This is a genomic window from Alkalihalobacillus sp. R86527, from assembly GCF_042466185.1.
Classification (GTDB): domain Bacteria; phylum Bacillota; class Bacilli; order Bacillales; family Guptibacillaceae; genus Guptibacillus.
Genome location: NZ_JAXHBW010000001.1, coordinates 1,720,788 through 1,742,236, shown reverse-complemented (window position 1 = coordinate 1,742,236; position 21,449 = coordinate 1,720,788). Strand labels below are relative to the sequence as shown.

Annotated in this window: 25 protein-coding genes; 1 reads left to right on the top strand and 24 read right to left on the bottom strand. The window is 40.2% G+C overall.

The window, feature by feature from the left end:
* Window positions 1-83: 83 nt before the first annotated feature.
* The 10 genes from panD to SJY16_RS08915 all read right to left on the bottom strand — a co-directional run bounded on the left by panD (window position 84) and on the right by SJY16_RS08915 (window position 7,999).
* Window positions 84-467 (bottom strand): aspartate 1-decarboxylase, encoded by a 384-nt coding sequence (gene panD, locus SJY16_RS08960; RefSeq protein WP_377888825.1) that lies wholly within the window; start codon window positions 465-467, stop codon window positions 84-86.
* A gap of 5 nt (window positions 468-472) precedes the next feature.
* Window positions 473-1,336: a pantoate--beta-alanine ligase gene (gene panC / locus SJY16_RS08955; protein ID WP_377888824.1), complete on the bottom strand. Its 864-nt coding sequence runs from the start codon at window positions 1,334-1,336 to the stop codon at window positions 473-475.
* Window positions 1,333-2,172 carry a 3-methyl-2-oxobutanoate hydroxymethyltransferase gene (gene panB, locus SJY16_RS08950; protein ID WP_377888823.1) on the bottom strand — a complete coding sequence of 280 codons (840 nt, stop codon included), beginning with the start codon at window positions 2,170-2,172 and terminating at the stop codon, window positions 1,333-1,335. The genes panC and panB overlap by 4 nt, the downstream gene beginning before the upstream one ends.
* A gap of 283 nt (window positions 2,173-2,455) precedes the next feature.
* Window positions 2,456-3,433, bottom strand: a complete 978-nt coding sequence (locus SJY16_RS08945; RefSeq protein ID WP_377888822.1) for a biotin--[acetyl-CoA-carboxylase] ligase — start codon at window positions 3,431-3,433, stop codon at window positions 2,456-2,458.
* Complete coding sequence (locus tag SJY16_RS08940; RefSeq protein WP_377888821.1) at window positions 3,418-4,605, bottom strand: CCA tRNA nucleotidyltransferase; 1,188 nt, start codon at window positions 4,603-4,605, stop codon at window positions 3,418-3,420. Before SJY16_RS08940 ends, SJY16_RS08945 begins: the two co-directional genes overlap by 16 nt.
* On the bottom strand, window positions 4,602-5,738 hold the full coding sequence (gene bshA, locus SJY16_RS08935) for an N-acetyl-alpha-D-glucosaminyl L-malate synthase BshA (RefSeq protein WP_377888820.1): 1,137 nt from the start codon (window positions 5,736-5,738) through the stop codon (window positions 4,602-4,604). Before bshA ends, SJY16_RS08940 begins: the two co-directional genes overlap by 4 nt.
* Before the next feature lie 10 nt (window positions 5,739-5,748).
* The gene (gene bshB1 / locus SJY16_RS08930; protein ID WP_377892150.1) at window positions 5,749-6,447 is read right to left on the bottom strand and encodes a bacillithiol biosynthesis deacetylase BshB1; all 699 of its coding nucleotides are present in this window, start codon (window positions 6,445-6,447) and stop codon (window positions 5,749-5,751) included.
* The gene (gene mgsA, locus SJY16_RS08925) at window positions 6,434-6,847 is read right to left on the bottom strand and encodes a methylglyoxal synthase (RefSeq protein ID WP_377888819.1); all 414 of its coding nucleotides are present in this window, start codon (window positions 6,845-6,847) and stop codon (window positions 6,434-6,436) included. Before mgsA ends, bshB1 begins: the two co-directional genes overlap by 14 nt.
* An 11-nt stretch (window positions 6,848-6,858) precedes the next feature.
* Entirely contained in the window at window positions 6,859-7,659 is an 801-nt protein-coding gene (gene dapB, locus SJY16_RS08920; protein ID WP_377888818.1) for a 4-hydroxy-tetrahydrodipicolinate reductase, read from the bottom strand.
* Between the two features lies 1 nt (window position 7,660).
* Complete coding sequence (locus tag SJY16_RS08915) at window positions 7,661-7,999, bottom strand: nucleotide pyrophosphohydrolase (RefSeq protein WP_377888817.1); 339 nt, start codon at window positions 7,997-7,999, stop codon at window positions 7,661-7,663.
* A gap of 181 nt (window positions 8,000-8,180) precedes the next feature.
* On the opposite strand from SJY16_RS08915, the gene SJY16_RS08910 reads away from it, so the two are divergent.
* Entirely contained in the window at window positions 8,181-9,050 is an 870-nt protein-coding gene (locus tag SJY16_RS08910; protein WP_377888816.1) for a YitT family protein, read from the top strand.
* Between the two features lie 33 nt (window positions 9,051-9,083).
* On the opposite strand, the gene SJY16_RS08905 is transcribed toward SJY16_RS08910, so the two are convergent.
* The 14 genes from SJY16_RS08905 to hisC form a co-directional block, all read right to left on the bottom strand.
* Window positions 9,084-9,761 carry a zinc metallopeptidase gene (locus tag SJY16_RS08905; RefSeq protein WP_377888815.1) on the bottom strand — a complete coding sequence of 226 codons (678 nt, stop codon included), beginning with the start codon at window positions 9,759-9,761 and terminating at the stop codon, window positions 9,084-9,086.
* Between the two features lie 96 nt (window positions 9,762-9,857).
* Window positions 9,858-10,631 carry a sporulation protein YpjB gene (locus SJY16_RS08900; protein WP_377888814.1) on the bottom strand — a complete coding sequence of 258 codons (774 nt, stop codon included), beginning with the start codon at window positions 10,629-10,631 and terminating at the stop codon, window positions 9,858-9,860.
* 66 nt (window positions 10,632-10,697) lie between these two features.
* Complete coding sequence (gene lhaT, locus SJY16_RS08895; RefSeq protein WP_377888813.1) at window positions 10,698-11,294, bottom strand: lipoprotein heptaprenylglyceryl N-acetyltransferase LhaT; 597 nt, start codon at window positions 11,292-11,294, stop codon at window positions 10,698-10,700.
* Window positions 11,295-11,359: 65 nt separating this feature from the next.
* Window positions 11,360-12,127, bottom strand: a complete 768-nt coding sequence (locus SJY16_RS08890; protein WP_377888812.1) for a menaquinol-cytochrome c reductase cytochrome b/c subunit — start codon at window positions 12,125-12,127, stop codon at window positions 11,360-11,362.
* Between the two features lie 57 nt (window positions 12,128-12,184).
* The gene (gene qcrB, locus SJY16_RS08885) at window positions 12,185-12,856 is read right to left on the bottom strand and encodes a menaquinol-cytochrome c reductase cytochrome b subunit (RefSeq protein ID WP_194221909.1); all 672 of its coding nucleotides are present in this window, start codon (window positions 12,854-12,856) and stop codon (window positions 12,185-12,187) included.
* A 12-nt stretch (window positions 12,857-12,868) separates the two neighbouring features.
* The gene (locus tag SJY16_RS08880) at window positions 12,869-13,366 is read right to left on the bottom strand and encodes a ubiquinol-cytochrome c reductase iron-sulfur subunit (RefSeq protein WP_377888811.1); all 498 of its coding nucleotides are present in this window, start codon (window positions 13,364-13,366) and stop codon (window positions 12,869-12,871) included.
* A 131-nt stretch (window positions 13,367-13,497) separates the two neighbouring features.
* The gene (locus SJY16_RS08875; RefSeq protein WP_377888810.1) at window positions 13,498-13,968 is read right to left on the bottom strand and encodes a YpiF family protein; all 471 of its coding nucleotides are present in this window, start codon (window positions 13,966-13,968) and stop codon (window positions 13,498-13,500) included.
* Window positions 13,965-14,789, bottom strand: a complete 825-nt coding sequence (locus SJY16_RS08870; RefSeq protein WP_377888809.1) for a GNAT family N-acetyltransferase — start codon at window positions 14,787-14,789, stop codon at window positions 13,965-13,967. The genes SJY16_RS08875 and SJY16_RS08870 overlap by 4 nt, the downstream gene beginning before the upstream one ends.
* Before the next feature lie 71 nt (window positions 14,790-14,860).
* Window positions 14,861-15,397: a ReoY family proteolytic degradation factor gene (locus SJY16_RS08865; RefSeq protein ID WP_377888808.1), complete on the bottom strand. Its 537-nt coding sequence runs from the start codon at window positions 15,395-15,397 to the stop codon at window positions 14,861-14,863.
* 71 nt (window positions 15,398-15,468) lie between these two features.
* The gene (locus tag SJY16_RS08860) at window positions 15,469-16,743 is read right to left on the bottom strand and encodes a tetratricopeptide repeat protein (RefSeq protein ID WP_377888807.1); all 1,275 of its coding nucleotides are present in this window, start codon (window positions 16,741-16,743) and stop codon (window positions 15,469-15,471) included.
* Window positions 16,683-17,675, bottom strand: a complete 993-nt coding sequence (locus SJY16_RS08855) for a hypothetical protein (RefSeq protein ID WP_377888806.1) — start codon at window positions 17,673-17,675, stop codon at window positions 16,683-16,685. The genes SJY16_RS08860 and SJY16_RS08855 overlap by 61 nt, the downstream gene beginning before the upstream one ends.
* Window positions 17,676-17,934: 259 nt before the next feature.
* Window positions 17,935-19,248 (bottom strand): 3-phosphoshikimate 1-carboxyvinyltransferase, encoded by a 1,314-nt coding sequence (aroA, locus tag SJY16_RS08850; RefSeq protein ID WP_377888805.1) that lies wholly within the window; start codon window positions 19,246-19,248, stop codon window positions 17,935-17,937.
* Window positions 19,241-20,344 carry a prephenate dehydrogenase gene (locus tag SJY16_RS08845; RefSeq protein ID WP_377888804.1) on the bottom strand — a complete coding sequence of 368 codons (1,104 nt, stop codon included), beginning with the start codon at window positions 20,342-20,344 and terminating at the stop codon, window positions 19,241-19,243. Before SJY16_RS08845 ends, aroA begins: the two co-directional genes overlap by 8 nt.
* Window positions 20,341-21,444 carry a histidinol-phosphate transaminase gene (gene hisC, locus SJY16_RS08840; RefSeq protein WP_377888803.1) on the bottom strand — a complete coding sequence of 368 codons (1,104 nt, stop codon included), beginning with the start codon at window positions 21,442-21,444 and terminating at the stop codon, window positions 20,341-20,343. The genes SJY16_RS08845 and hisC overlap by 4 nt, the downstream gene beginning before the upstream one ends.
* Window positions 21,445-21,449 lie beyond the last annotated feature (5 nt).

Below are 21,449 nucleotides of genomic sequence, written 5' to 3'. Positions count from 1 at the left end.
GTATAACTTTATCACTTTTTATGTAGAACGGAAAATAATTTCGATAAAGAAAAGCTCTGGATATGTTTCCAGAGCTTTTTCGACTATAAAATGGTTGAAGCAGGTTCTGCTCCGATCATATCTACAATTTCATTGTGTTCATTCATAATCGCTACGCGAGGTGTGAAAAGCTTTGCTTCTTCTTCCGTCATCATGCCATATGCAACGATAATGACAATATCGTCTGGCTGCACAAGTCTTGCTGCTGCACCATTTAAACACACTACCCCGGATCCTCTTTCTCCTGGTATGATGTAAGTTTCTAACCTTGCACCATTATTATTATTTACGATTTGAACTTTTTCATTCGGCAACATCCCAACAGCTTCGATAATATCCTCGTCAATCGTTATACTACCAACATAGTTTAGGTTTGCTTCTGTAACTCTTGCTCGATGGATTTTACCCTTCATCATCGTTAAGAACATTCTGATTACACTCCTATCGGTATTCCACTTCTTGTAATAATGACATTATCAATAAGTCTTGCTGCTGAGAACTGCACTGCAACAGCAACAATGATATCTTCATCTATAGTTTCAATCTGTTTCAATTCTGGATAGGAGAGCACCTCTACATAGTCAATAGTACCGACAGTTTCTTGTAGCTTGGATTCTACTAGTTTCTTGATTTCATGAGCGGTTGATTCCCCATTGTTAACCGCTTCTTTCGCTGCTCGCAAGCTATTTGAAAGCTCTGAGGCATCCGATCGCTCTGAGGGTGTGAGGTACACGTTGCGCGAACTTTTCGCTAGCCCGTCGCTCTCTCTAATGATTGGACAAGGGACAATTTCAACGGGTACGTTAAAGTCTTCAACTAAACCTGTAATAACAGCGACTTGTTGTGCATCCTTCAATCCAAAATATGCACGATCTGGTAACACGATTTGAAACAACTTAAGTACAACTGTTGCTACTCCATCAAAATGACCAGGTCGAGATTCACCACAAAGGGTATCGACCCTCCTATTTACAGTTAGAGTAGTCGTCCGATCATCCGGGTACATCTCACTGACATGAGGATAAAACAAAATATCTACACCAGCTTCTCTCGCTAGCTCCTCATCACGCTTTATATCTCTTGGATAACGATCGAAGTCTTCATTTGGGCCAAATTGAAGAGGGTTAACAAATACACTCATTACGACAATGTGGTTTTGTTTTCTAGCTGCTTCAACAAGGCTTATGTGTCCTTCATGAAGAAAGCCCATCGTAGGAACAAACGCTATCGAATGACCAAGTTTCATTTGTTTTTTTGCTTCTATTTGCATGTCTTTTATGCCTGAAATAATTTTCATGACTTCTCCCCTCCATACATAGAAGCGAGCTGTTCTTCTTTCATATTAAAAGAATGCTTTTGCTCAGGAAAGGATTGCTTTTTGACATCTTCTATATAAGAATGAATAGAATGTGAAATCGTTTCGCTTATTTGCGCATACTGCTTCACAAACTTAGGCACATGCCCACTCCCATAACCGATTAAATCATGATAGACGAGTACTTGACCGTCTGCCTGTACACCTGCTCCTATTCCGATAACTGGAATAGTAAGCTCGTTCGCAACAACCTCTGTTAACTGCTGAGGCACACATTCAAGAACAAGAGCAAAAGCTCCTGCATGTTCGATCGCTTTCGCATCTTCTAGTAGCTGAGCGGCTTCCTCACTACCCTTAGCCTGAACCTTATACCCGCCAAGCACACCTACAGACTGTGGTGTGAGCCCTAAGTGGCCCATCACAGGGACGCCAGCTGAAGTGAGTTTCGCAATGTGAGTGATCACCTCTCCAGCACCCTCAAGCTTTACAGCATCTGCCCCAGCTTCTTGCATTAATCGACCTGCATGAGCTAACGTCTCACTCGTAGTACTATGATAAGTTAGAAAAGGTAAATCGCTTACAATAAACGTATTACGTGCTCCTCTATCAACGGCTTTTGTATGAAGAACCATATCGTCCATCGTTACAGGAACAGTAGAATCATAGCCAAGTACGACCATACCTACAGAATCTCCAACTAGTAACATATCGATTCCTGACTCTTCTGCAAGCTTTGCGGTAGGATAATCGTACGCGGTCAACATGGCGATTGGCTCATTGTTTTGTTTCATTTTTTTGAAATCAGCTGTTGTTTTCATTTCTTACTCCTCCTTTTTTAGAGGAATATAAAACCGCACTAAAAACTCCTGGACGAAGTTAACGGTTGACAGGGGTACCCTAATCGGCCAGTGAGTTCACACAGGCATACCGCAACACTCCACGATCCAGGAGGTTACTTATCGGTTTCATCCCTCTGTCCTAGTCCGTTACGGATCAAGGCAGAATATGTTGGTTTAATCCTTACATGGTGCGGTTCTTTATCAAAGATACCGCCCTTACACCTGTAGTATAGCAGATTAATGAAGGTTTGTGGAAAATGAATCAACAGATTTCAATATCAGCTGAATAAATATGATGAACCTCTCCGTCACTAGACTCGAGTAATAGCACACCCTCCTCGGTAATCCCTTTCGCTAAACCTTCAATCACTCCATTCAAGGTTCTTGCTTTGATTTTCCTCCCTAGACTAATCGCATAACTTTCCCACAAAAGCTTGATCATACGAAACCCATTTTCCATATATTCCGCATACAGCCCTTCTAGTTCATTCAATATCGCTGCTAGTAGAGCGGCACGATTAACGTCTTCACCACTTTCGATTTTAAGGGAAGTAGCCGTCGTTAAATCTGATGGGAAATCTTCTTGGCCGGCATTTACATTGATACCCATCCCAATGATCACGGACTTGATTTGGTCAGCTTCGGCCTGTAACTCAGTAAGAATTCCCACTGCCTTCTTCCCATTAATCAAAATATCGTTCGGCCATTTGATTTCAGCTTCTAGCCCAGTTTGCTTTCTTATTGCTTGAACAACACTCACTGCAGCAATCAACGTGAATTGAGGCGCACGTTGAGGAGGTAACTTTGGTCGAAGAATGATGCTCGTCCAAATCCCGCTACCTTTTGGAGAGTGCCACGATCTACCCAATCTTCCTTTACCAGCAGTCTGCTCATCTGCAACGACAATCGCCCCATGCTGTATTCCACTATGAGCTAGATTGTGAGCAATAAATTGAGTTGTCTCAACAGAAGAATAGGCATGAATCTCCCTACCTATAAGATCTGTATTGAGTTTCAAACTAATTTCCTCTTTTGAAAGGCTATTCGGACGAGTCAAGATTCGATACCCTTTCTTTTGTATTGCCTCAACTTCATATCCATTCTTCCTTAACTCTGCAACATGTTTCCATATTGCAGTGCGTGAGACATTCAAAGATTCACTAATCATTTGTCCTGAAACATACGTGTCAGTATGCTCTTCAAGCATTTGCAGCAATCGTTGTCTTATTGAATCTGCCAATGTTCAAGCCACCTTTTAATGCTAGATTTCTCATTCGTAATCTCTTCGTTAAGAATTGCTTGTTCGATCTGCTTAAGGCATTCTCCAACCCACGGGCCTGGTTTTTGACCTGTCCATGCTATTAGATCTTCGCCTGTTACAGCTACCATATCAGAAGAGGTTATTGGAAGAGCTGAAGCAATGTTATCAATATGTTCATATGTAGGTATTCGATTGTTCATAACTGCTAGCACGCGTTCACTCTCCCTCTCAAATGGAAGTGCCGCATAGACAGTATCTCGATTCCATCCGTCCATTTGAACGGTCCTACTAACACTCAAAATCTTTTGCACCTTTTTGATAAAATCGTTCGATAGTCGCCACTTTTTCAAAAAGAAAACAGGGTCTTCTTTCTCAAAAGCTAACCATGCCCATCGCTCTTCATCTGTTTTCAAAAAACTTACTTTCATACCAATCTCTAAGTAAGCTTTCATCTGTGGCAAGCCTGGTAAATAAACATAAACCCCTGTTTCGAGGATTCGTTGCATAGCTTGCTCTACACCAGAACCTGCAAGTAGTTTATTAAATTCAGCTGTTACTCTTTCAACTGCTATCTGAGATAACAGTGATGCGTTTTTCTTAATAGCCTGAAATGTTTCTTCTTCGAATTGAAACGAAAAAACACTTAAGAATCGCAATGCTCTTAACATCCTGAGTGGATCTTCAGTAAAACGTTCATCAGGATGACCCACCGTACGGATAATTCCGCTCTTCAAATCATCTCTCCCTTGATAAGGATCTACTATCTCCCCATTACTTGAGAGGGCCATACTATTTATCGTAAAGTCTCGCCTTGCTAGGTCTTCATCGATCCGATTCAAAAAAGTAACTTCAGATGGGTGACGAAAGTCGTCATACTTCTTTTCAGAACGGAACGTGGTTACTTCGAAAGATTCATCCTCAAAGATGACGGTTACTGTTCCATGCTTCACACCAGTTGGGATCACCTTTTCAAAAAGGTTCACCACTTCGTTTGGATGTGCAGATGAAGCAATATCGAAGTCTGAAACAGGTAAGTCTAGCAAAAGGTCCCTAACTGCTCCACCAACAATAAAAGCTTCGTACCCGGCTTCCTGTAGGCGTTTTAGCACTTTGAGACACTTCCGAGCAGTATCACTTTCGAGTCGAATCAAACTAGCGCCTCCTGAATGGTTTTGTAGTATAGAGATTCATAGTGCTCTAGTATTAACTCAGAAGCAAATTTTCTTTTGACTGTTTTGAGCGATTCCTCGCTAAATTTTTGGTGTAGTTCTTGATTAGATAAAAGTTTACGTGCATAAGAAGCGATCTCTTCGACGTTACCTACTTCTGCAATATAACCATTCACATCATGTTCGATCACTTCAGGGATACCACCGATGTTTGTTCCTATAGCAGGTACGCCACAAGCCATCGCTTCAAGAGCTACGAGACCAAAACTTTCTTTCTCAGATAAGAGTAGCTTTAAATCGCTAATTGATAAAATCTCAGCTACATTCTCTTGTTTTCCAAGAAATTTAACTTTATCATCTAATCCGAGTTCTTTTACTAATCGGCAGGCTACTTGTATTTCTGGGCCATCTCCTATGAGAAGAAGCTTTGCAGGAATTTCTTTTTGCACCTGATCGAATACATTTATTACATCAGGAACTCGTTTCACACCTCTGAAATTAGATATATGAACAATCACTTTTTCTTCCTCTTTAATACCATATCCAATCCGTAAATCCTCGCGTCGCTTAGGATAATAAACCCTTTCATCGACAAAGTTGTAAACCGTCTCAATCGGCTTGTCTGTCTCCAAAAGCTCATGTGTTTGTCTAACAAGATCCCTAGAAACAGCGGTAACACAATCTGACTTCTCGATACCAAATCGAATCAGCTGTGTTAGAGATGGATCGTATCCTAATACAGTAATATCTGTCCCGTGGAGAGTCGTTACGATTTTCACATTTCCTCCCACCATTTCTTTAGCAAGAAATGCGCATACAGCATGAGGAACAGCATAGTGGACATGAAGAAGATCTAGATTCTCGCGTTGTATAATTTCAGCCATTTTGCTAGCTAGTGTTAAATCATAGGGTGGATAACGAAAAACGGCGTATTGATTAACCTCTACCTCATGGAAAAATATATTTGGATGAAATGTATCCAGCCTAAACGGGACACTACTTGTAATAAAATGCACTTCATGTCCTTTTTCAGCAAGCATTTTTCCAAGCTCAGTTGCAATTACTCCTGAGCCCCCTACTGTTGGATAGCACGTAATGCCGATTTTTAGCTTCATATTCTTTCTCCTATTCTAACGGTATCTCTTCCATACATAGCATGTTCTTAGAAATGAATCCTTCAGCATAATCAACTCCAGATTCTTTTCCATAAAGATATTCTCGGTCGATTATCTTTTGAACATACCCGTTTGTTAATGGTGTTTCAACTCGATCTCCGGTAAGGACGAATTGACTTTCATAAGCTTCTAAAGCTTGCTTTTTTGCGTGGATTTGCTCCGTAATATTTATTGTAAACTGTGGTTTATGAAACCCGTTAATAAAATAATAGTAAACTCGTTTCACTTTGTGAGCATTTCCTAACTCGGGGTTGTATTTTCGAATACCTGCTGAGAATACAGCTTCTTCTACTAATTTAGCAGCATGACCGTGATCGGGATGACGATCATCAAAGTATGGGATGAATACTGTAGAGGGTTGCACTGCTCGAATAAGCTCAACACACTTTTTCAATGATTCCTCATTCACATGAAGTCCTCGGTCAGGTAGACCGAGGTTATAGCGACCTAAAACCGTCAGAATCTTACCAGCTAGTTTTGCTTCTTGCTTTCTTTGCAGAACCGTTCCATTAGAAGATAACTCTGCCTCTGTTAAGTCGCATATCCCAGTTCGCTTGCCACTATCCGCTAGTTTCTTCAATGTACCAGCCATCCCAATTTCTACATCATCGGCATGTGCGCCAAATGCTAAAATATCAAGTTTCTGTATTTCTTCCATGTACAATTTCTCTCCAATCCAGTTCTCCTCTACTCAAAGCATGTACAAGGATCTCTCCGCTTCCCATATTTGTTGCTAGGGGAACATCGTATACATCGCATAGCCTAATCAACGCAGTTACATCTGGTTCATGAGGTTGCGCCGTTAATGGGTCACGAAAGAAAATGATCGCATCCATGGCATTTTCTGCAATCATGGCACCAATCTGCTGATCCCCACCTAAAGGACCAGATTGAAAGCGGTGAACCGTTAACCCTGTTTCATCGATAATGCGTTTTCCTGTCGTTCCAGTCGCATAAAGCGTGTGAGGATCTAATATTTGTTTGTACGCTAATGCAAAACGAACTAGGTCATCTTTCTTTTTATCGTGAGCAATCAAGGCGATATTCATTAGATCATCCCCTATTCCATTATATTCTCAAGCCCGTATACCAACTGATCGATTTTCAATACAGTTTCAACAGCAAGCTGTACCCCTGGCATAAAGGAACCTCTATGCATGGAATCATGACGGATCTTGAGCGTCTGACCTTCACCACCGAATAACACTTCCTGATGAGCAACAAGACCTGGAAGTCTCACACTATGAATTCTCATACCTTCATAATCAGCACCTCTAGCTCCTTTTAGATCTTCTTTTTCATCCTCATGACCCTGTTCTTTCTGTTCACGAACTTCGGAAATCATTTTAGCTGTTTTCACTGCCGTTCCTGAAGGGGCATCGAGCTTACGATCATGGTGCTGTTCGATAATTTCAACATCTGGAAAATACTTTGCAGCCATCGAAGCAAACTTCATCATTAAGACAGCTCCTATCGCAAAGTTAGGCGCGATTATTGCACCAATTCCTTTTTCGTCTGCTAGCTTAGATAAGTTTTCAACATCTTCATTGGAAAAGCCAGTAGTACCTACAACAGGTCGTACATGATGTTGAAACGCAATTTCCATATGTTTCTTTCCATGCTCAGGCGTCGTTAAATCGATCAAAACATCACATTCAACTTCAGATAAGCATACATCGAGATCTGTATACACTGGTGCGTCTAGTGACGGTAGTCCTGAGATATCTTTAACAGTCTCTCCAGATTGTTTTGAATCCACTACAGCAGATAATGAGAAATGATCTGTTCGATCAACAAGCTTTACTGCTTCGCTACCCATTTTCCCTCTTGGTCCTGCTACTACAATCTTTACCATATCCATACTACCCACTCTCCTCTTCTTTCTTCGTCCAACGATCTTTATCTCTTGTATTGAATTTAGTCATCACACGATCAAATGCTTCATCCATGTCGATGTCCAATGAATTGGCAAAACAAGCTAAAACAAAAAGAAGGTCTCCCAACTCTTCTTCCATGGACCTTTCAGTTTCGCTATTCTTCTTCGGTTTCTCTCCATAGTAATGGTTAACTTCTCTAGCAAGCTCTCCTAACTCTTCGGTCATTCTTGCTAACATGGAAAGCGGACTGAAATAGCCTTCTTTGAATTGACTTATGTATTGATCTACTTCTTCTTGCATATCTTTAATCGTCTTATCAGACATGAGCGATTCCACCTTTCTCATCTGCTACTATGTTAGCTAAAAGACAAGTGTTTGACAAATATTTAACAATGTTAGTGAGAATGCCTCTTTAGAAAGTATACCAAAATCGAATTGCTGTTGGCTCGATATTTGATTATAATAAGTGCTGTTGCCCGTAATGTAAGGAAAGGAGTGTATCGATATGGAAGGAATTCGTACGAAGAATGTTATCTTCATTTTATTAGGCTCTGCTATTTTTGCTTTTGGACTCGTTCATTTTAATATGGAAAACAACTTAGCTGAAGGGGGCTTTACAGGAATAACCCTTTTGCTCTATTTTCTATTTAATATAGACCCTGCTATTTCTAACTTGGTGTTGAATATACCATTGTTTTTTATAGGATGGCGTTTGCTAGGTAGAAAATCATTTATTTATACCTTGGTAGGAACAGTCGCGTTATCCGTTTTTTTATGGATTTTCCAACGTTACTCTGCCCTTTCGATTCCTCTACATGATGACATGACGCTCGCTGCTTTATTTGCTGGGGTTTTTATCGGACTAGGGTTAGGCATTATATTCAGATACGGTGGAACCACTGGAGGTGTAGACATCATTGCAAGGCTCGGTTTTAAATATGCCGGCTGGAGTATGGGTCGCACCATGTTTGTCTTTGATTTTTGTGTAATTGCTTTCTCTCTTATTTACTTAAATTATAAAGAAGCGATGTATACGCTAGTAGCCGTATTTATTGCAGCAAGAGTAATAGACTTCATTCAACAAGGAGCATACGCTGCTAAAGCAGCGATGATCATATCAGAAAATAACAAGGAGATTGCTGAAACGATTATGAAAGAGATGGACCGTGGTGCAACGGTTCTAAATGGGAAAGGGAGCTTTTCAGGACTCCAGAAGGAAGTACTGTATTGTGTAGTAGCAAGAAATGAACTTTCGAGGCTGAAGAGTATTATTCGCCAAGTGGACCCTCATGCCTTCGTGGCCGTTAATGATGTGCACGACGTCCTCGGAGAAGGGTTTACATTAGATGAAAACAAAAATCCAATTGAAGATTAATCAAAAAACCTCGCCATTAGGCGAGGTTTCTTATCAATCTTCGTTCATTCCGATAAAGATAAATACGAATCGCACAAGTTCAAGTAGTGCAACTACTGCTGCTGCAACGTAAGTAAGTGCTGCTGCATTCAATACTTTCTTCGTTTCACGTTCTTCGTCATTTCGAATGACTCCTGAGGAAACAACTTGTTCCATTGCACGACTAGAAGCGTTAAACTCTACTGGTAAAGTTACTAGCTGGAAGAGTACAGCTGCACTCATGAAGATGATACCAAGTAAAATAAAGTTTGCTGAAGACATCAGTATACCTGCTAGGATAACAAAATAACTGAAGTTAGAACCCAAATTCGCAACAGGGACCAAAGTATGTCTGAAGCGTAAAGGAGCATAATCTTGTTCATCCTGAATAGCATGTCCTACTTCGTGAGCTGCAATCGCCGCTCCTGCAACTGAATGTCCGTGAAAATTACCTGAAGACAATCTTACTGTCTTAGAACGCGGATCATAATGATCTGATAAATGACCGCGAACTTCTTCTACTCCTACTGAATATAAACCATTTTCATCAAGAATTTTTCGTGCTACTTCGGCACCTGTCATACCTGATGAGTTGGGAACCTTAGAATATTTTTTGTACGCACTTTTCACTCGGCTCTGAGCCCAGAGTGGTATGATTAAAAGAAGCGCGAAATAAATCAGAATACTAGCCATTTCCATTCCTCCATAGTAGTATCTCTCTCTCTATCTTAACGTCAATTTTAGTCAAATAGATCGTAAAAGTCAATTAATATCCTGTTATATCAGGGTTTAATCTTTCTCAACCTGCTTATATTGTTTCACTTCTGTCTTTTCTCCGCGATACTTTCGGTATAGGACATAGAGTAGTGTAACAGTTATTATTCCACCGATCGATACAATCATCCAAAAGATCGATGTATCATCCTTCTTAACCGGACCTTCATACACTTCTTTAAAGTCCACCTTCATCGTTTCCAGTTGATTTGACAACTCTTCTTTATGGGTAGAACCATAATTTTCAAAGAATGCAATATGGGAGTCTAGTCTTTGTTGAAGTTCAGTAGATAGATCGATTCCAAGAGCTGGACGTATAACACTATAAGTCCCTAAGAACGTCTGTAGATTCCTCTCATAAACTTCGTAATCTCGGTGCTCCACAGCTGCCTTCATTTCTTCAATTAATCCGAGTATCTTATCATCCGTTTGACGCCAGATAGGCTGCTCTTCCGTAACAAGTGCATCCACGGCAAGACGAAATTCAGTTAGTGCCTTAACCCTCTGATCTGTTCCTTGATTGATTGCAGTTACTGAATTCAATGCTCGATTGTGAGTATTCAACACAATACGCATTTCACTCGTCGTCAATTCAGTACTCTCTGTTCCAGGGAACACTTCTGCAAATTGTTCAAGCATCATCTTAGCTCTTTCAAACTCTTCTTGCTTTCCAAATTCAAGAACTTTTGAAGCGAAATCATCCCAGGATTGTCTAGTATCATTTTCAGTGGCGAGTACGTTAATAGGAAGAATGAAAAGCAATAAAACCAGGAGTAATCGTCTAACCATACCTGTCCCTCCTTCATCCTAATTCAATGTATGATTAAAGGGACAAGAGTAGACCACTAAGTCTTCTTAACGAATATTCATCTTGTATTGTGAATTTCTAATAGTAAGGAGATAGACAATAAGTAATGAAGCAATTGATAACCAGAATGTAAAATAACCGATTTCAGAAGTGAATTCATTTAGCATCGAATATCGAGGCATTTGCCCAAATACATAATCAATCACATCATTATGTAACGTCCAAACGGCTACAAAGATTAGATGCCAACCTTTTATTTTGTAAAAAGGAGAATAAAGTAATCCTTCAATCGCCATGCCAAAATGAGAGACGATCAGCATAATCGCGATTGGTGATAGCACCCCTGTCACTTGCATGACCATGATGTTCATGACCACTGCCCAGATTCCATATTTAAATAAGGTAACTGCTGCTAGTGTTTCGAGTAGAGGCCAATTTTTGCCTAATAGAAACGCAATTAATACAAAACAAAAAAACAAGCTTGCTGTTGGACTATCAGGGACAAATAAAAGAAAGATTGGCTCCGTTTCTTCTAGCTGCCACCCATACCAGTAATACCCATAAGCTGTGCCTAACGCATTGATAACTAACATACTCCATAGAAAGGTTTTGGATTTGAGAATATACAAAAGTTCGTAAATCATCTGCCTTCTCCTCAATAGTAAATGATTGAAAAAAAGCTGACCATTACAGTCAGCTTTTTTCATAATTATTTATTCGCTTCAGCAGTTTCAACAATAAAAGTTGCCAACTTCTCTAGCTCTTCATCAGAACCTTTGAATGCGTTCGCTGGCATACCACCAATACCATTTTGTGCAATGTCGAGAATCGACTCTTTTGTTTGAGAAGTCTCTAGAAGCGATGGACCAGAGCCTCCCTGTAAGCTGTCACCATGACATCCAATACAGCTTTGCGAGGAATAAATCTGATATCCCTCTGACTCTTTGTCTACTGTCGCTTCGACGATCTCACCCTGCTTTGCAGCCTTTTCCCAGTCATGAGTCACTACGGACTCCCAGGTTAAGTAAACAGTTGAAATAAGACCAAGTAACATTAGAGCAGTGGCTACAGGGCGCTTTGCAGGTCGTCTCTCTGGTCCACGGTCAAGCCAAGGCGCTAACATCAAAGCACCGAAAGCCAGACCTGGCATTACGATCGTACCTATAAGCGTGTAAGCACCTGCTGCATACTTATACTTCAAGAGCTGATACAAGAATAAGAAATACCAGTCTGGAAGTGGTGTATATGTTGCATCCGTTGGATCCGCTACACGTTCGAGCGGAGACGGATGAGCAATTGTTAGTGCCAGGTAACCAATTAGGAATACTGCACCAACCATCCATTCTTTTAATAGAAAGTTCGGCCAAAACGCTTCAGTTTTGCCGGGGTACTCTGAGTAATCTTTTGGAATGTTTGGCTTTCGTTGCGCAGGAATACGCGAATCGCCCACAAACTTCATTCCTTTTCCGCGATGCATCTGTCCCCCTCCTTCGTATAAAAATTATATGGTATTTTCATGTAGATCAGCCGCATCTTACAACGGGCCAGAAATACCCTGCTTTCGAATCATAATAAAGTGGGCACCAAGCAATCCAAGCAGCGCTGCTGGAAGGAAGAACACATGAATCGCAAAGAAACGAGCAAGTGTTTGAGCCCCGATAATTTCTCCTCCTGCAAGTAGGGTTTTCGCCCACTCACCAACTACTGGAATCGTTACAGCAATTTCCAGACCAACTTTCGTTGCGAATAGTGCTTTCATATCCCAAGGAAGGAGATACCCTGTAAATCCTAGGCCAAGCATTACGAAGAAAATAAGTACACCGACAACCCAGTTAAGTTCACGAGGTTTCTTATAAGAACCTGTAAAGAACACTCGAAGGGTATGTAGAAACATCATAACGATAACTAAACTGGCTCCCCAGTGGTGCATTCCTCGTACGATTTGTCCGAATGCTACTTCATTTTGAAGATAGTAAACAGACTCCCAGGCGTTCACAATGTCCGGTACATAATACATTGTAAGGAACATCCCGGATAAAATTTGGATTACTGTAATAAAAAACGTTAATCCTCCAAAGCAATAAACAAACGCTGAAAAGTGGTGAGCTGGGTTTACGTGCTCAGGCACTTCGTGATCCGCAATATCGCGCCACATAGGCGTAATATCTAAGCGTTCATCTACCCAATCATAGATCTTATTTAACATAGATTACGCCCCCTAACGTGGTTCAGGTTTTCCGAGGTAAAGTTTTCCATCCTCAACTTTTTTGTTGTAAACATCTAGCGGTGCAAGAGGCGGTGTGCCTGGAACATTCACGCCGTCTTTCGTATAACGGCCGCCGTGACACGGGCAATAAAACTGATTAGGAAATGCAGCATTAGAAGCCCAGTCAACCGTACATCCAAGGTGTTTACAAACAGGTGAAAGTGCAACAATCTCGTCTTTCTTATCCTTGTAAATCCATGCAGATTGCGTTACTTCAGATTCATACCAGCCATCAACTTGATCGATTTTGAACTCTTTACGAACTGGTTCAGTTGTAATCTCACTTGTGTCCATTACAGGAACAAATTCCTGCTTTGATTTTTCTTTTAACAATGGATCGATTGCAAAACGAACCATCGGCATAAGCATTCCAGCTGCCATAAAACCACCTACACCAGTCAGGCTGTAGTTTAGAAATTGGCGTCTTGTTACTTCCTTCTTCTTCGCCATTGGTTTCCCCCCTATCCTATGAAGTCAGTCCAGCCGGACGTATAATACACACATATAACTAGGACATTCCTATGATAGCGTAGTCACTCTAACGCTGTCAATATTCTGATTAGTCTTTAGCTTGCCTCAAATCAGCCTTTTATACTACTTTGCCACTTATTTGTTACAAATTGCAAAACTTGTTTGATCTGTGCTGAAACCGTTTCTACTTTATATTGGTCATCCATGTGCTCAAGAGGAATTGCAGGCATCCATAGAAGCCCGCTAGATAGGTGCTCTTCTGACTGCTTCCAATCTACATCTGAAGTAAGGGTAATAATATGTTTCATTCCACCCTCAGTTAATTCGTCTTCTATTTTTCTTAATCTCTCAGCTCGAGAATCCTGATCTTCAGATTGAAGATATGTAAAAGCTGGAACCAAAAGCATTCGGCCCTTCAATTGTCTTTCAAGTTCATTCGCAATAATCGTAATATATTCTCCCATTGATACTGTACTCTTCATGTTGGAAGTAAGAGATATTGGAATCAAAGGAACAACAGCTGTGTCCACGTATTCTTTTTCTTTCGCGTATACTTCTATATCACTTTCAGTCCATTTCATAGTTTCATCTCCCTTCCTTGTCCAATTAAATGCCAATAAGTTTTTTGAAATGCCTCTCCTAATAAATCTTCATATTCTATAGGCAAATCAATCCAGATCGTTCTTCCCTCATCATTCGCTATCTTATTAATTATATTCCACATCTGTTTATTTTTTAGAAGTGTAGGGTTAAATAGCTTTACATGAAGATAGGAATCACCTTTTTCTTCTCTAGTTAGAAAAAAACTTCCGACTTCACTACTATACAACTCAATTTTCTCTATGTATAGGTGACTTAAGGATGGAATATAGGGGAGCGGATAATAAATTTCATAAGGAAAGAACGAGAATTGATTTTCGTTAAAGGCTTTCAAGACCGTCGATCGTTTCAAACGAGAATTCGTTCGTTTATTAAATCGCGATTGACCTTCTATACCATGTATTATCCCTGGGCCTACACGTGCGGAAACAAGAATAGATTCTCTCGTCATATTTAACCTCTTAGATAATTGATTAGCAGGAATATTGTCCATTTCCGTAGCGTACCCTACCCACTTCAGAGATTGGGTCATATAGGCTTTTTCTATGAGTGCTTTCATTAAAGTGGTTGCAATCCCTTTTCCTCTATAAGATACATCTGTGCGCAACCTTCCGAGTATGGCTATTTCATTCTCAAATAAAGTAAGGCCTGCTATACCGATCAACCGATCGTTCTCAAAATACCCTATTAGTGATTCTTGTTGAACAAGTCTAGGGAAAATCCTAAGGATGTAATCGTTGCGAATATTCGTATTCATATTTTCTAGTAGACCATAATCTGAATATGTTAAGTATTTAATCACCCTATGACCTCCATCCTTAACCATGTAAACCTTTTTAAAAGTATAAAAAAACCCTTGAAAAGTTTCAAGGGTTAAAGGTTATTCAACTGTTTGCTCAGATTCTGAAATCGATCCATGTCTTTTCGATCCAGAGCATCATCTATTTGCTTCAGAAGTGATTCACGCTTAAACCGAGTAAATGATTCATTGAGCACCATCTCAGCAAGGAAAGAGTATTTCTTATCTGCTGCCATGTTTTCTGGCAGGAAAGGATTTTCTTCTAGCACTGCTACATAGTGAGGAGAAACATTTTTACTTTTGAAATTGAGCTGAATAAAAATAGGCTCGTCCTGATTCAACCTGATATCATGAAATGATTTTTCAGGATCAGTCGTTATAATATTATGCTTGTAAAATCTGAAAGGAGCGTTTTCTACACAGTGGGTAGAAATAACGAGGGCCTTCGGGCAAAATTCTGCATTTTCAACAAAATGAACATTTCCCATAAGAACTTCGTCGCTGATTAAATAATTCAAAAGCCAGACACATTCACGCTTCTTCACCTGATAATTTTTCAGGAACCATTTAAGAAAGTCCTTTTTTTCAACGACTGAAACGGAGCTGCTCATAGCGATTCCTCCCTGAGATTTTCCTAAATTAAGAATTCGTCATTGAAGTTGAATATCCTTCCAATCGGACCTTAATCCTCTTGAATTGTTTCTTCCTCAAAACGCATAATGTCTTCTTCAAGGTGAGTTAATGTTGGATCTTGCTTCAAGGCTTGTTTAAATAATTCGATCGCTTCATTTCTTCGTCCTTCTTCAATTAAGAATAAGCCATACTCTTCAAGGAACAATGGATCGTTTTTGAAATAAGTATATGCATTCTCATACCGTTTTATTGCCTCTTTATATTTCTCTTCATTCGCAAGGGCTGTTGCAGCCGACCAGTCTAGATATGGATCGCTCTGTTCGCCTTCTTCAATGTTCTCGATGAGATCAAGAATATCATCATATCTCTCTTTTGTTCTAAAGAAAGTAGCAAGGGTCTTAGCCGCTTCAACATGAGAAGGGTTAATGGCAAGTAGTTCTCTCAAATACTTCTCTCCACTTTCTTCGTCATGCGATTTAAAACTTAGTCTGCTCGCTTGCAAGTAAAGTTCTTCATTAAACTCATCCACTTTAATCCCTTGAGCTAATGTTTCTAATGCCTCAGTGAGGCCACCTTCTTCTTCATAAGCTTTGGCTAAGTAAGGGTATAGCGTACTATATTGTGGGTCTAGATCCTTAAGTTCTTTAAAGGCATGAATTGCCTTTTTATATTCATTTATTTGGATAGCTGTAAATCCATATCCAAACAAAGCATTAATCTCACGGGCATTTTCAAGACCTTTTTCGTAAAATGTGAGAGCATGTTCAAACTCCCCACTTCCACTTAAAGCTTCAGCAAGTCTAAGCTCTATATTTTCATTAGCAAGTTCACTTTTTGTATTTATTACTGCTTCGTAATACGGAACTGCTTTACTATGATGTCCTTGAGTTAAATAAAATTCACCAAGCCCAAAATCAATGATCGGCTCATCAGGTGATATACGTTTCGCTTCAAGCATTTTTTGTTCAGCAACTTCTTCTAGGCCTTCTGTTTGGTAAAGATCTGCAAGCAACAGTAATGCTGGCGGATAGGCAGCGTCATTTTCATCGATTTTACTAAGGGCAGCGATGGCTTCTTGCTCCTGTTCAAGGTCTACATAGCACTCTGCCGCTTGTACAAGAAGTTCACCTTCATTTGGATAATGCATCAAGAGCTCTTCAACCACGTCTTGAGCATCTTCGATTAGTCCCAGGCTGTAATAGATATTAGATAAATCATACAACCCCTCATGGTCCGCTGTTTCGCGTACTTTCGTTAATTCTTTTAATCCTTCTTCGAAATTACCTGCCTCAATGAGGGAGATAGCTTGTTTAAGACGCTCCACGATCCAAAACTCCTTCTAACTCTTCTTTTTTTATTTTCATGACTTGCAGTGAAGAATCCCGGCTTATTGATAGCTAACCGTTCTCCAAATCCTCGTTTCAACATAAATTGTTGATTGACTTTGATGATTTCACCGCGTAGTCCGATAATAGCTGGTTCTTCTCCATGATAATCAAGAATGGGTTGTTCATCAACTCGATTGCCTAAATGAATAGGATAAAGATTATAATCGAAATGAGACCCTTGAGTTAACGTCCCTTTCATAGGAAAAAGCCCTGTACGTTTTAGAAAGGAACTAGATACCCCATAAGTTTCAATGCTATCATAATCAAAAGGGTCAAGTCCCTTACTTTTAATCAGATCATAGCAATTGTTCTTTTCTCTACCACGTATTACCTCCGGAACATCTGACAGAAATGCCAGGTTCACCATCATCGCTGCTCGATATGGGAAATTAGCTTGATGAATCCATTCAAACACAAAGTTATTCCAAGTCGATTCATTCTCAAAATCAAGTAGGATAAATGGTAAACGATTACGGGCACATTTCCGCATCACTTCAGGTGTAACACGCTCAGCGTTCATTCGTATGCCTGGAACATAATCAATTGGTGAGTCGTTAAAGGGTTTTAATGCCTTCTGCAATTCTTCTTCAAGGTTCCTCTCAGATGTAATAGGAACAATTGTCATTAGTGTCGTGACCCCACATTCCACATATCTTTCGATTTCACTTGAAAAATTATCATTTGATAAGGTATACATCTTTTCATCAAATCCTACTTTGCCAGGTTGCATCATAAAACCACTAAGTGAGCAACAGATTCCTTTCTCCAACCGACCAGCATTCGTCTTATACGTTACTTTCTCTCCAGCAACAAGATTGTACTCATCCCTCAACCTATTAATGGAAACCTTATTATATAAGTGCTTCAAAAGGAAGCCTCCCCTGTCATTCGTATAATGACAGGCTATGAGAAATTATTCACGTTTATGATACACGCCTTAATAAAAAAAATTCCCTGTGCAGAAAGCACTTGACAGCGCTTTCAAAACACAGGGACAAAAATAAATATGGATAGGAGTGGAGAGAAACCATTACTATCCTTAGTATAACAGGGAAATTGATTAAATCAACAGATTATTTCGAAAAATTAGTAATATTTTTCATCTCTATAAAACCGAGAGTAAATTCTTAAGAATTTACTCTCAATTGTTTCATGTGCTCAAAGAAACCAGGGTATGAAACTTTGATGGCTTCAGGGTTCTCTAGCTTAAGTTCACTTTCTGTGATACAACCAGCTACCGCTAACATCATCCCAATCCTATGATCGCCAAGACTAGAAAGCGTGCTACCTGTTAATCGCTCAGTTTCTTCAATAACCATACCATCTTCTGTTCCTACGATGTTGGCCCCTAGCTGATTCAATGCATGTACGACTGCATCAATTCGATTTGTTTCTTTAACCTTAAGCTCTTCTGCATTTCTAATAACCGTTTTACCTTTAGCTTTTGTAGCTAAAAGAGCAATAACTGGAATCTCATCGATGAGGCGTGGTATCATTTCTCCTTCAATCGTAATGCCTGAGAGATCACTCGTCTTAATCGTAAGATCTGCAACTTTTTCTTGATTGATTACTCGCCTATTCTTAATAGTAAGGTCTGCACCCATCTGCTCTAAAACATCAATAATCCCTGAACGTGTATGATTGATTCCAACGTTTAGAAGCGTTATGGTACTTTCGGGCACAATCGCCCCTGCAACAAGGAAGAACGCAGCCGAAGAAATGTCACCTGGAACCTCAACATCTGTTGCAAGGAGCCTCTGACCTCCTTCAACGCTCACAGTCAGTCCATCTCTAACGACGTTGACACCGAAACTCTCCAGCATGTTTTCTGTATGATTTCTTGAACGATGAGTTTCCGTTACTGAAGTTGTACCTGATGCCTGAAGCCCAGCAAGGAGAATTGCGGATTTCACCTGTGCACTTGCAACAGGCGAAGAATAATGAATACCTTTGATTTGTCCGCCACGAATGGTGATCGGCGCATATGTACCATTTTCACGACCATCAATCTTAGCCCCCATTTCAAGAAGTGGGATGGAAACCCTATTCATTGGGCGCTTTGCAATCGAGTTATCACCAGCTAATACAGAGTGAAACGGTCTACCAGCAAGAACACCCATCATCAATCGGAAAGTCGTCCCTGAGTTTCCAACATCTAATAGTTCACTTGGTTCTTGTAGGCCATCGATCCCTCTTCCATGTACTATAACCGACGTTCCTACTTGTTCGATTTGCACACCCATTTTTGTGAAGCAGGAAATCGTACTCAAACAGTCATCGCCTGGCAAAAAATTCGAAATCTTACTTGTCCCATTCGCCATAGCACCGAACATAACCGCTCTATGCGAAATCGATTTATCTCCAGGAATAGTGATGCTACCTTGCAAACTTTTGGCTCTCATGATCGTTTCCATATTGTTCTGCCTCTCCTTACTAGTCATCTATATACGTTTTAAAATAAGTATCGAGAACAAGTTTTGCTCGGTCACGATCGCTTTCAGACCTGAAGCTAACTCGCAATACGCCCATAATATCCTCACGTGTTTCGATGATTCTAATGTTTGTTATCGATATATCCTCACTTGCTAGGTTTTGTGTAACAGCAGCTATAACACCTGGCTCATCTTCAACATCTAAAAACAAATCATAAAATGCTGGGATTGCGCCTCTAGAACGAACAGGCAAACCGTCCCTAAAGTCTTTCGCATCAGCAAAGTAGCTGTAAATTTCATCCCCATCTTCACATTCAATGTGCGTACGAATACGCCCAAGTTCTTCTTTTAAATCATCAATCATCTCAAGAAGCACCCGTTTATTTCTTAATAAGATGTCACGCCACATAACAGGACTTGCCGAAGCGATTCTTGTAATATCACGAAAACCACCTGCCGCGAACCTGGCCACATTCAAACCTTCGTTCTGATTGTTCGAACTAACATAGTTTACAAGGCTTGCAGCAAGTACGTGAGGAAAATGACTGATCAACCCTACAAGGTAATCATGTTCTTCTGCACCTAGTTCTACAAAAGTTGCCTTCGCCCCTTTTAGAAGATCCTTCAATTCAGTTAGTTTATCCCCACCAACACCCTTTTCAGGTGTGAGGATATAAAATGCATTTTCAAACAAATGAGGCTTTGCAGCAGAAACGCCTGTTTTATGAGAACCTGCCATCGGATGTCCCCCGATGAATGTTACGTTTGTTGGCAATCTATTTTTTGCGTGCTCAACGATAGAGTGCTTTGTACTCCCAACATCTGTAACAATAACCTCTTTCTTTAATACTAGTTCACTCAGCTGATCGAGGATCATTTCCGTTTGCACGACAGGTGTAGAAATAATGATCACATCAGCTGTTTTAACAGCTTCTTCAAGAGAAGAAGCTGTTTCATCCACTACTCGTAATGCTTTTGCGAGCTCGAGTTGATTATCGTTAACATCAAACCCTTTTATAACGACATCTTCATGTGCCTTCTTTATCGCAAGTGCGATAGAACCACCTATCAACCCAAGCCCCACTACTGCTACTTCTTTTTTCATGAGTTCAAGTTTCTCCGTTCTTCAACAAACTGTGTTAGGTGAGAAATGATTTCTTGATTTTGTTTTTGAGAGCCAACCGTAATTCGAAGAGAAGTAGGCAAGCCTAGAGCACTACCCGAACGGACGATATAGCCTTTTTTCAACAAATGCTCAAAAACCTCATCAGAAGGGATATCAAAATCAATTAGGACAAAGTTACCCTGTGAGGGATAAACGGTGAGGTCAAATTCACGACAAAATTCGTAATAGAGCTCTCTACCTTTTTCATTTTCTTCACGGCATGTATCAATAAACTGCTGATCGTCAAGTGCAGCAATTGCTGCTGCTTGAGCAACCCTAGAAGTATTAAACGGCTCTCTAGAAGGCTCGATCGTCTCGATGACCTCTGGACTCGCAACGCCATAACCGACTCTAAGAGCTGCGATACCATATGCCTTTGAGAACGTTCTAAGAATGATAAGATTTCTGTAGTTTGGTAAAGCTTTTAAAGAATCATGGAAATCACTCGCAGTGACATACTCTTTATACGCTTCATCTAAAACCACGAGAACATCTTCAGGAACTCGGTTTAGAAATTCTATTAGTTCCATTTCGGTAACATGCTCACCCGTTGGGTTATTTGGTGAACATACCCAAACGACACGTGTCTCTTCATCGATCGCATCAAGCATTTTTTCCAACTGATGCTTTCCTGCATGTAGAGGAATTTCTCTCACTTCTGCATCTTCAATAACGGCATTGTGACGATATTGCGGAAAGGTTGGAGTTGCCATCACTGTATTCGTTCCTTTTTCAAGGTAAGTTCTACAAATCATTTGTACTACTTCATCAGACCCATTCCCAAAAACTAACTGCTTTTGATCGACATTAAGATGAGTCGCAACAGCGTCTCTCAAAGATGCTGCGTATCCATCAGGATAAATATGAAGCTCTGAGAGCTCTTTCTTTATTGCATCCTTCACAGACTTGGATGAACCATACGGATTCTCATTAGAAGCGAGCTTGATCACTTCTTTTAAACCAAGCTCTTTTTTCACTTCTTCAATCGGCTTGCCTGGTTTGTAAGGGGTTAGGCCCTTAAGTTGACGTTTTGGAATCATAACTG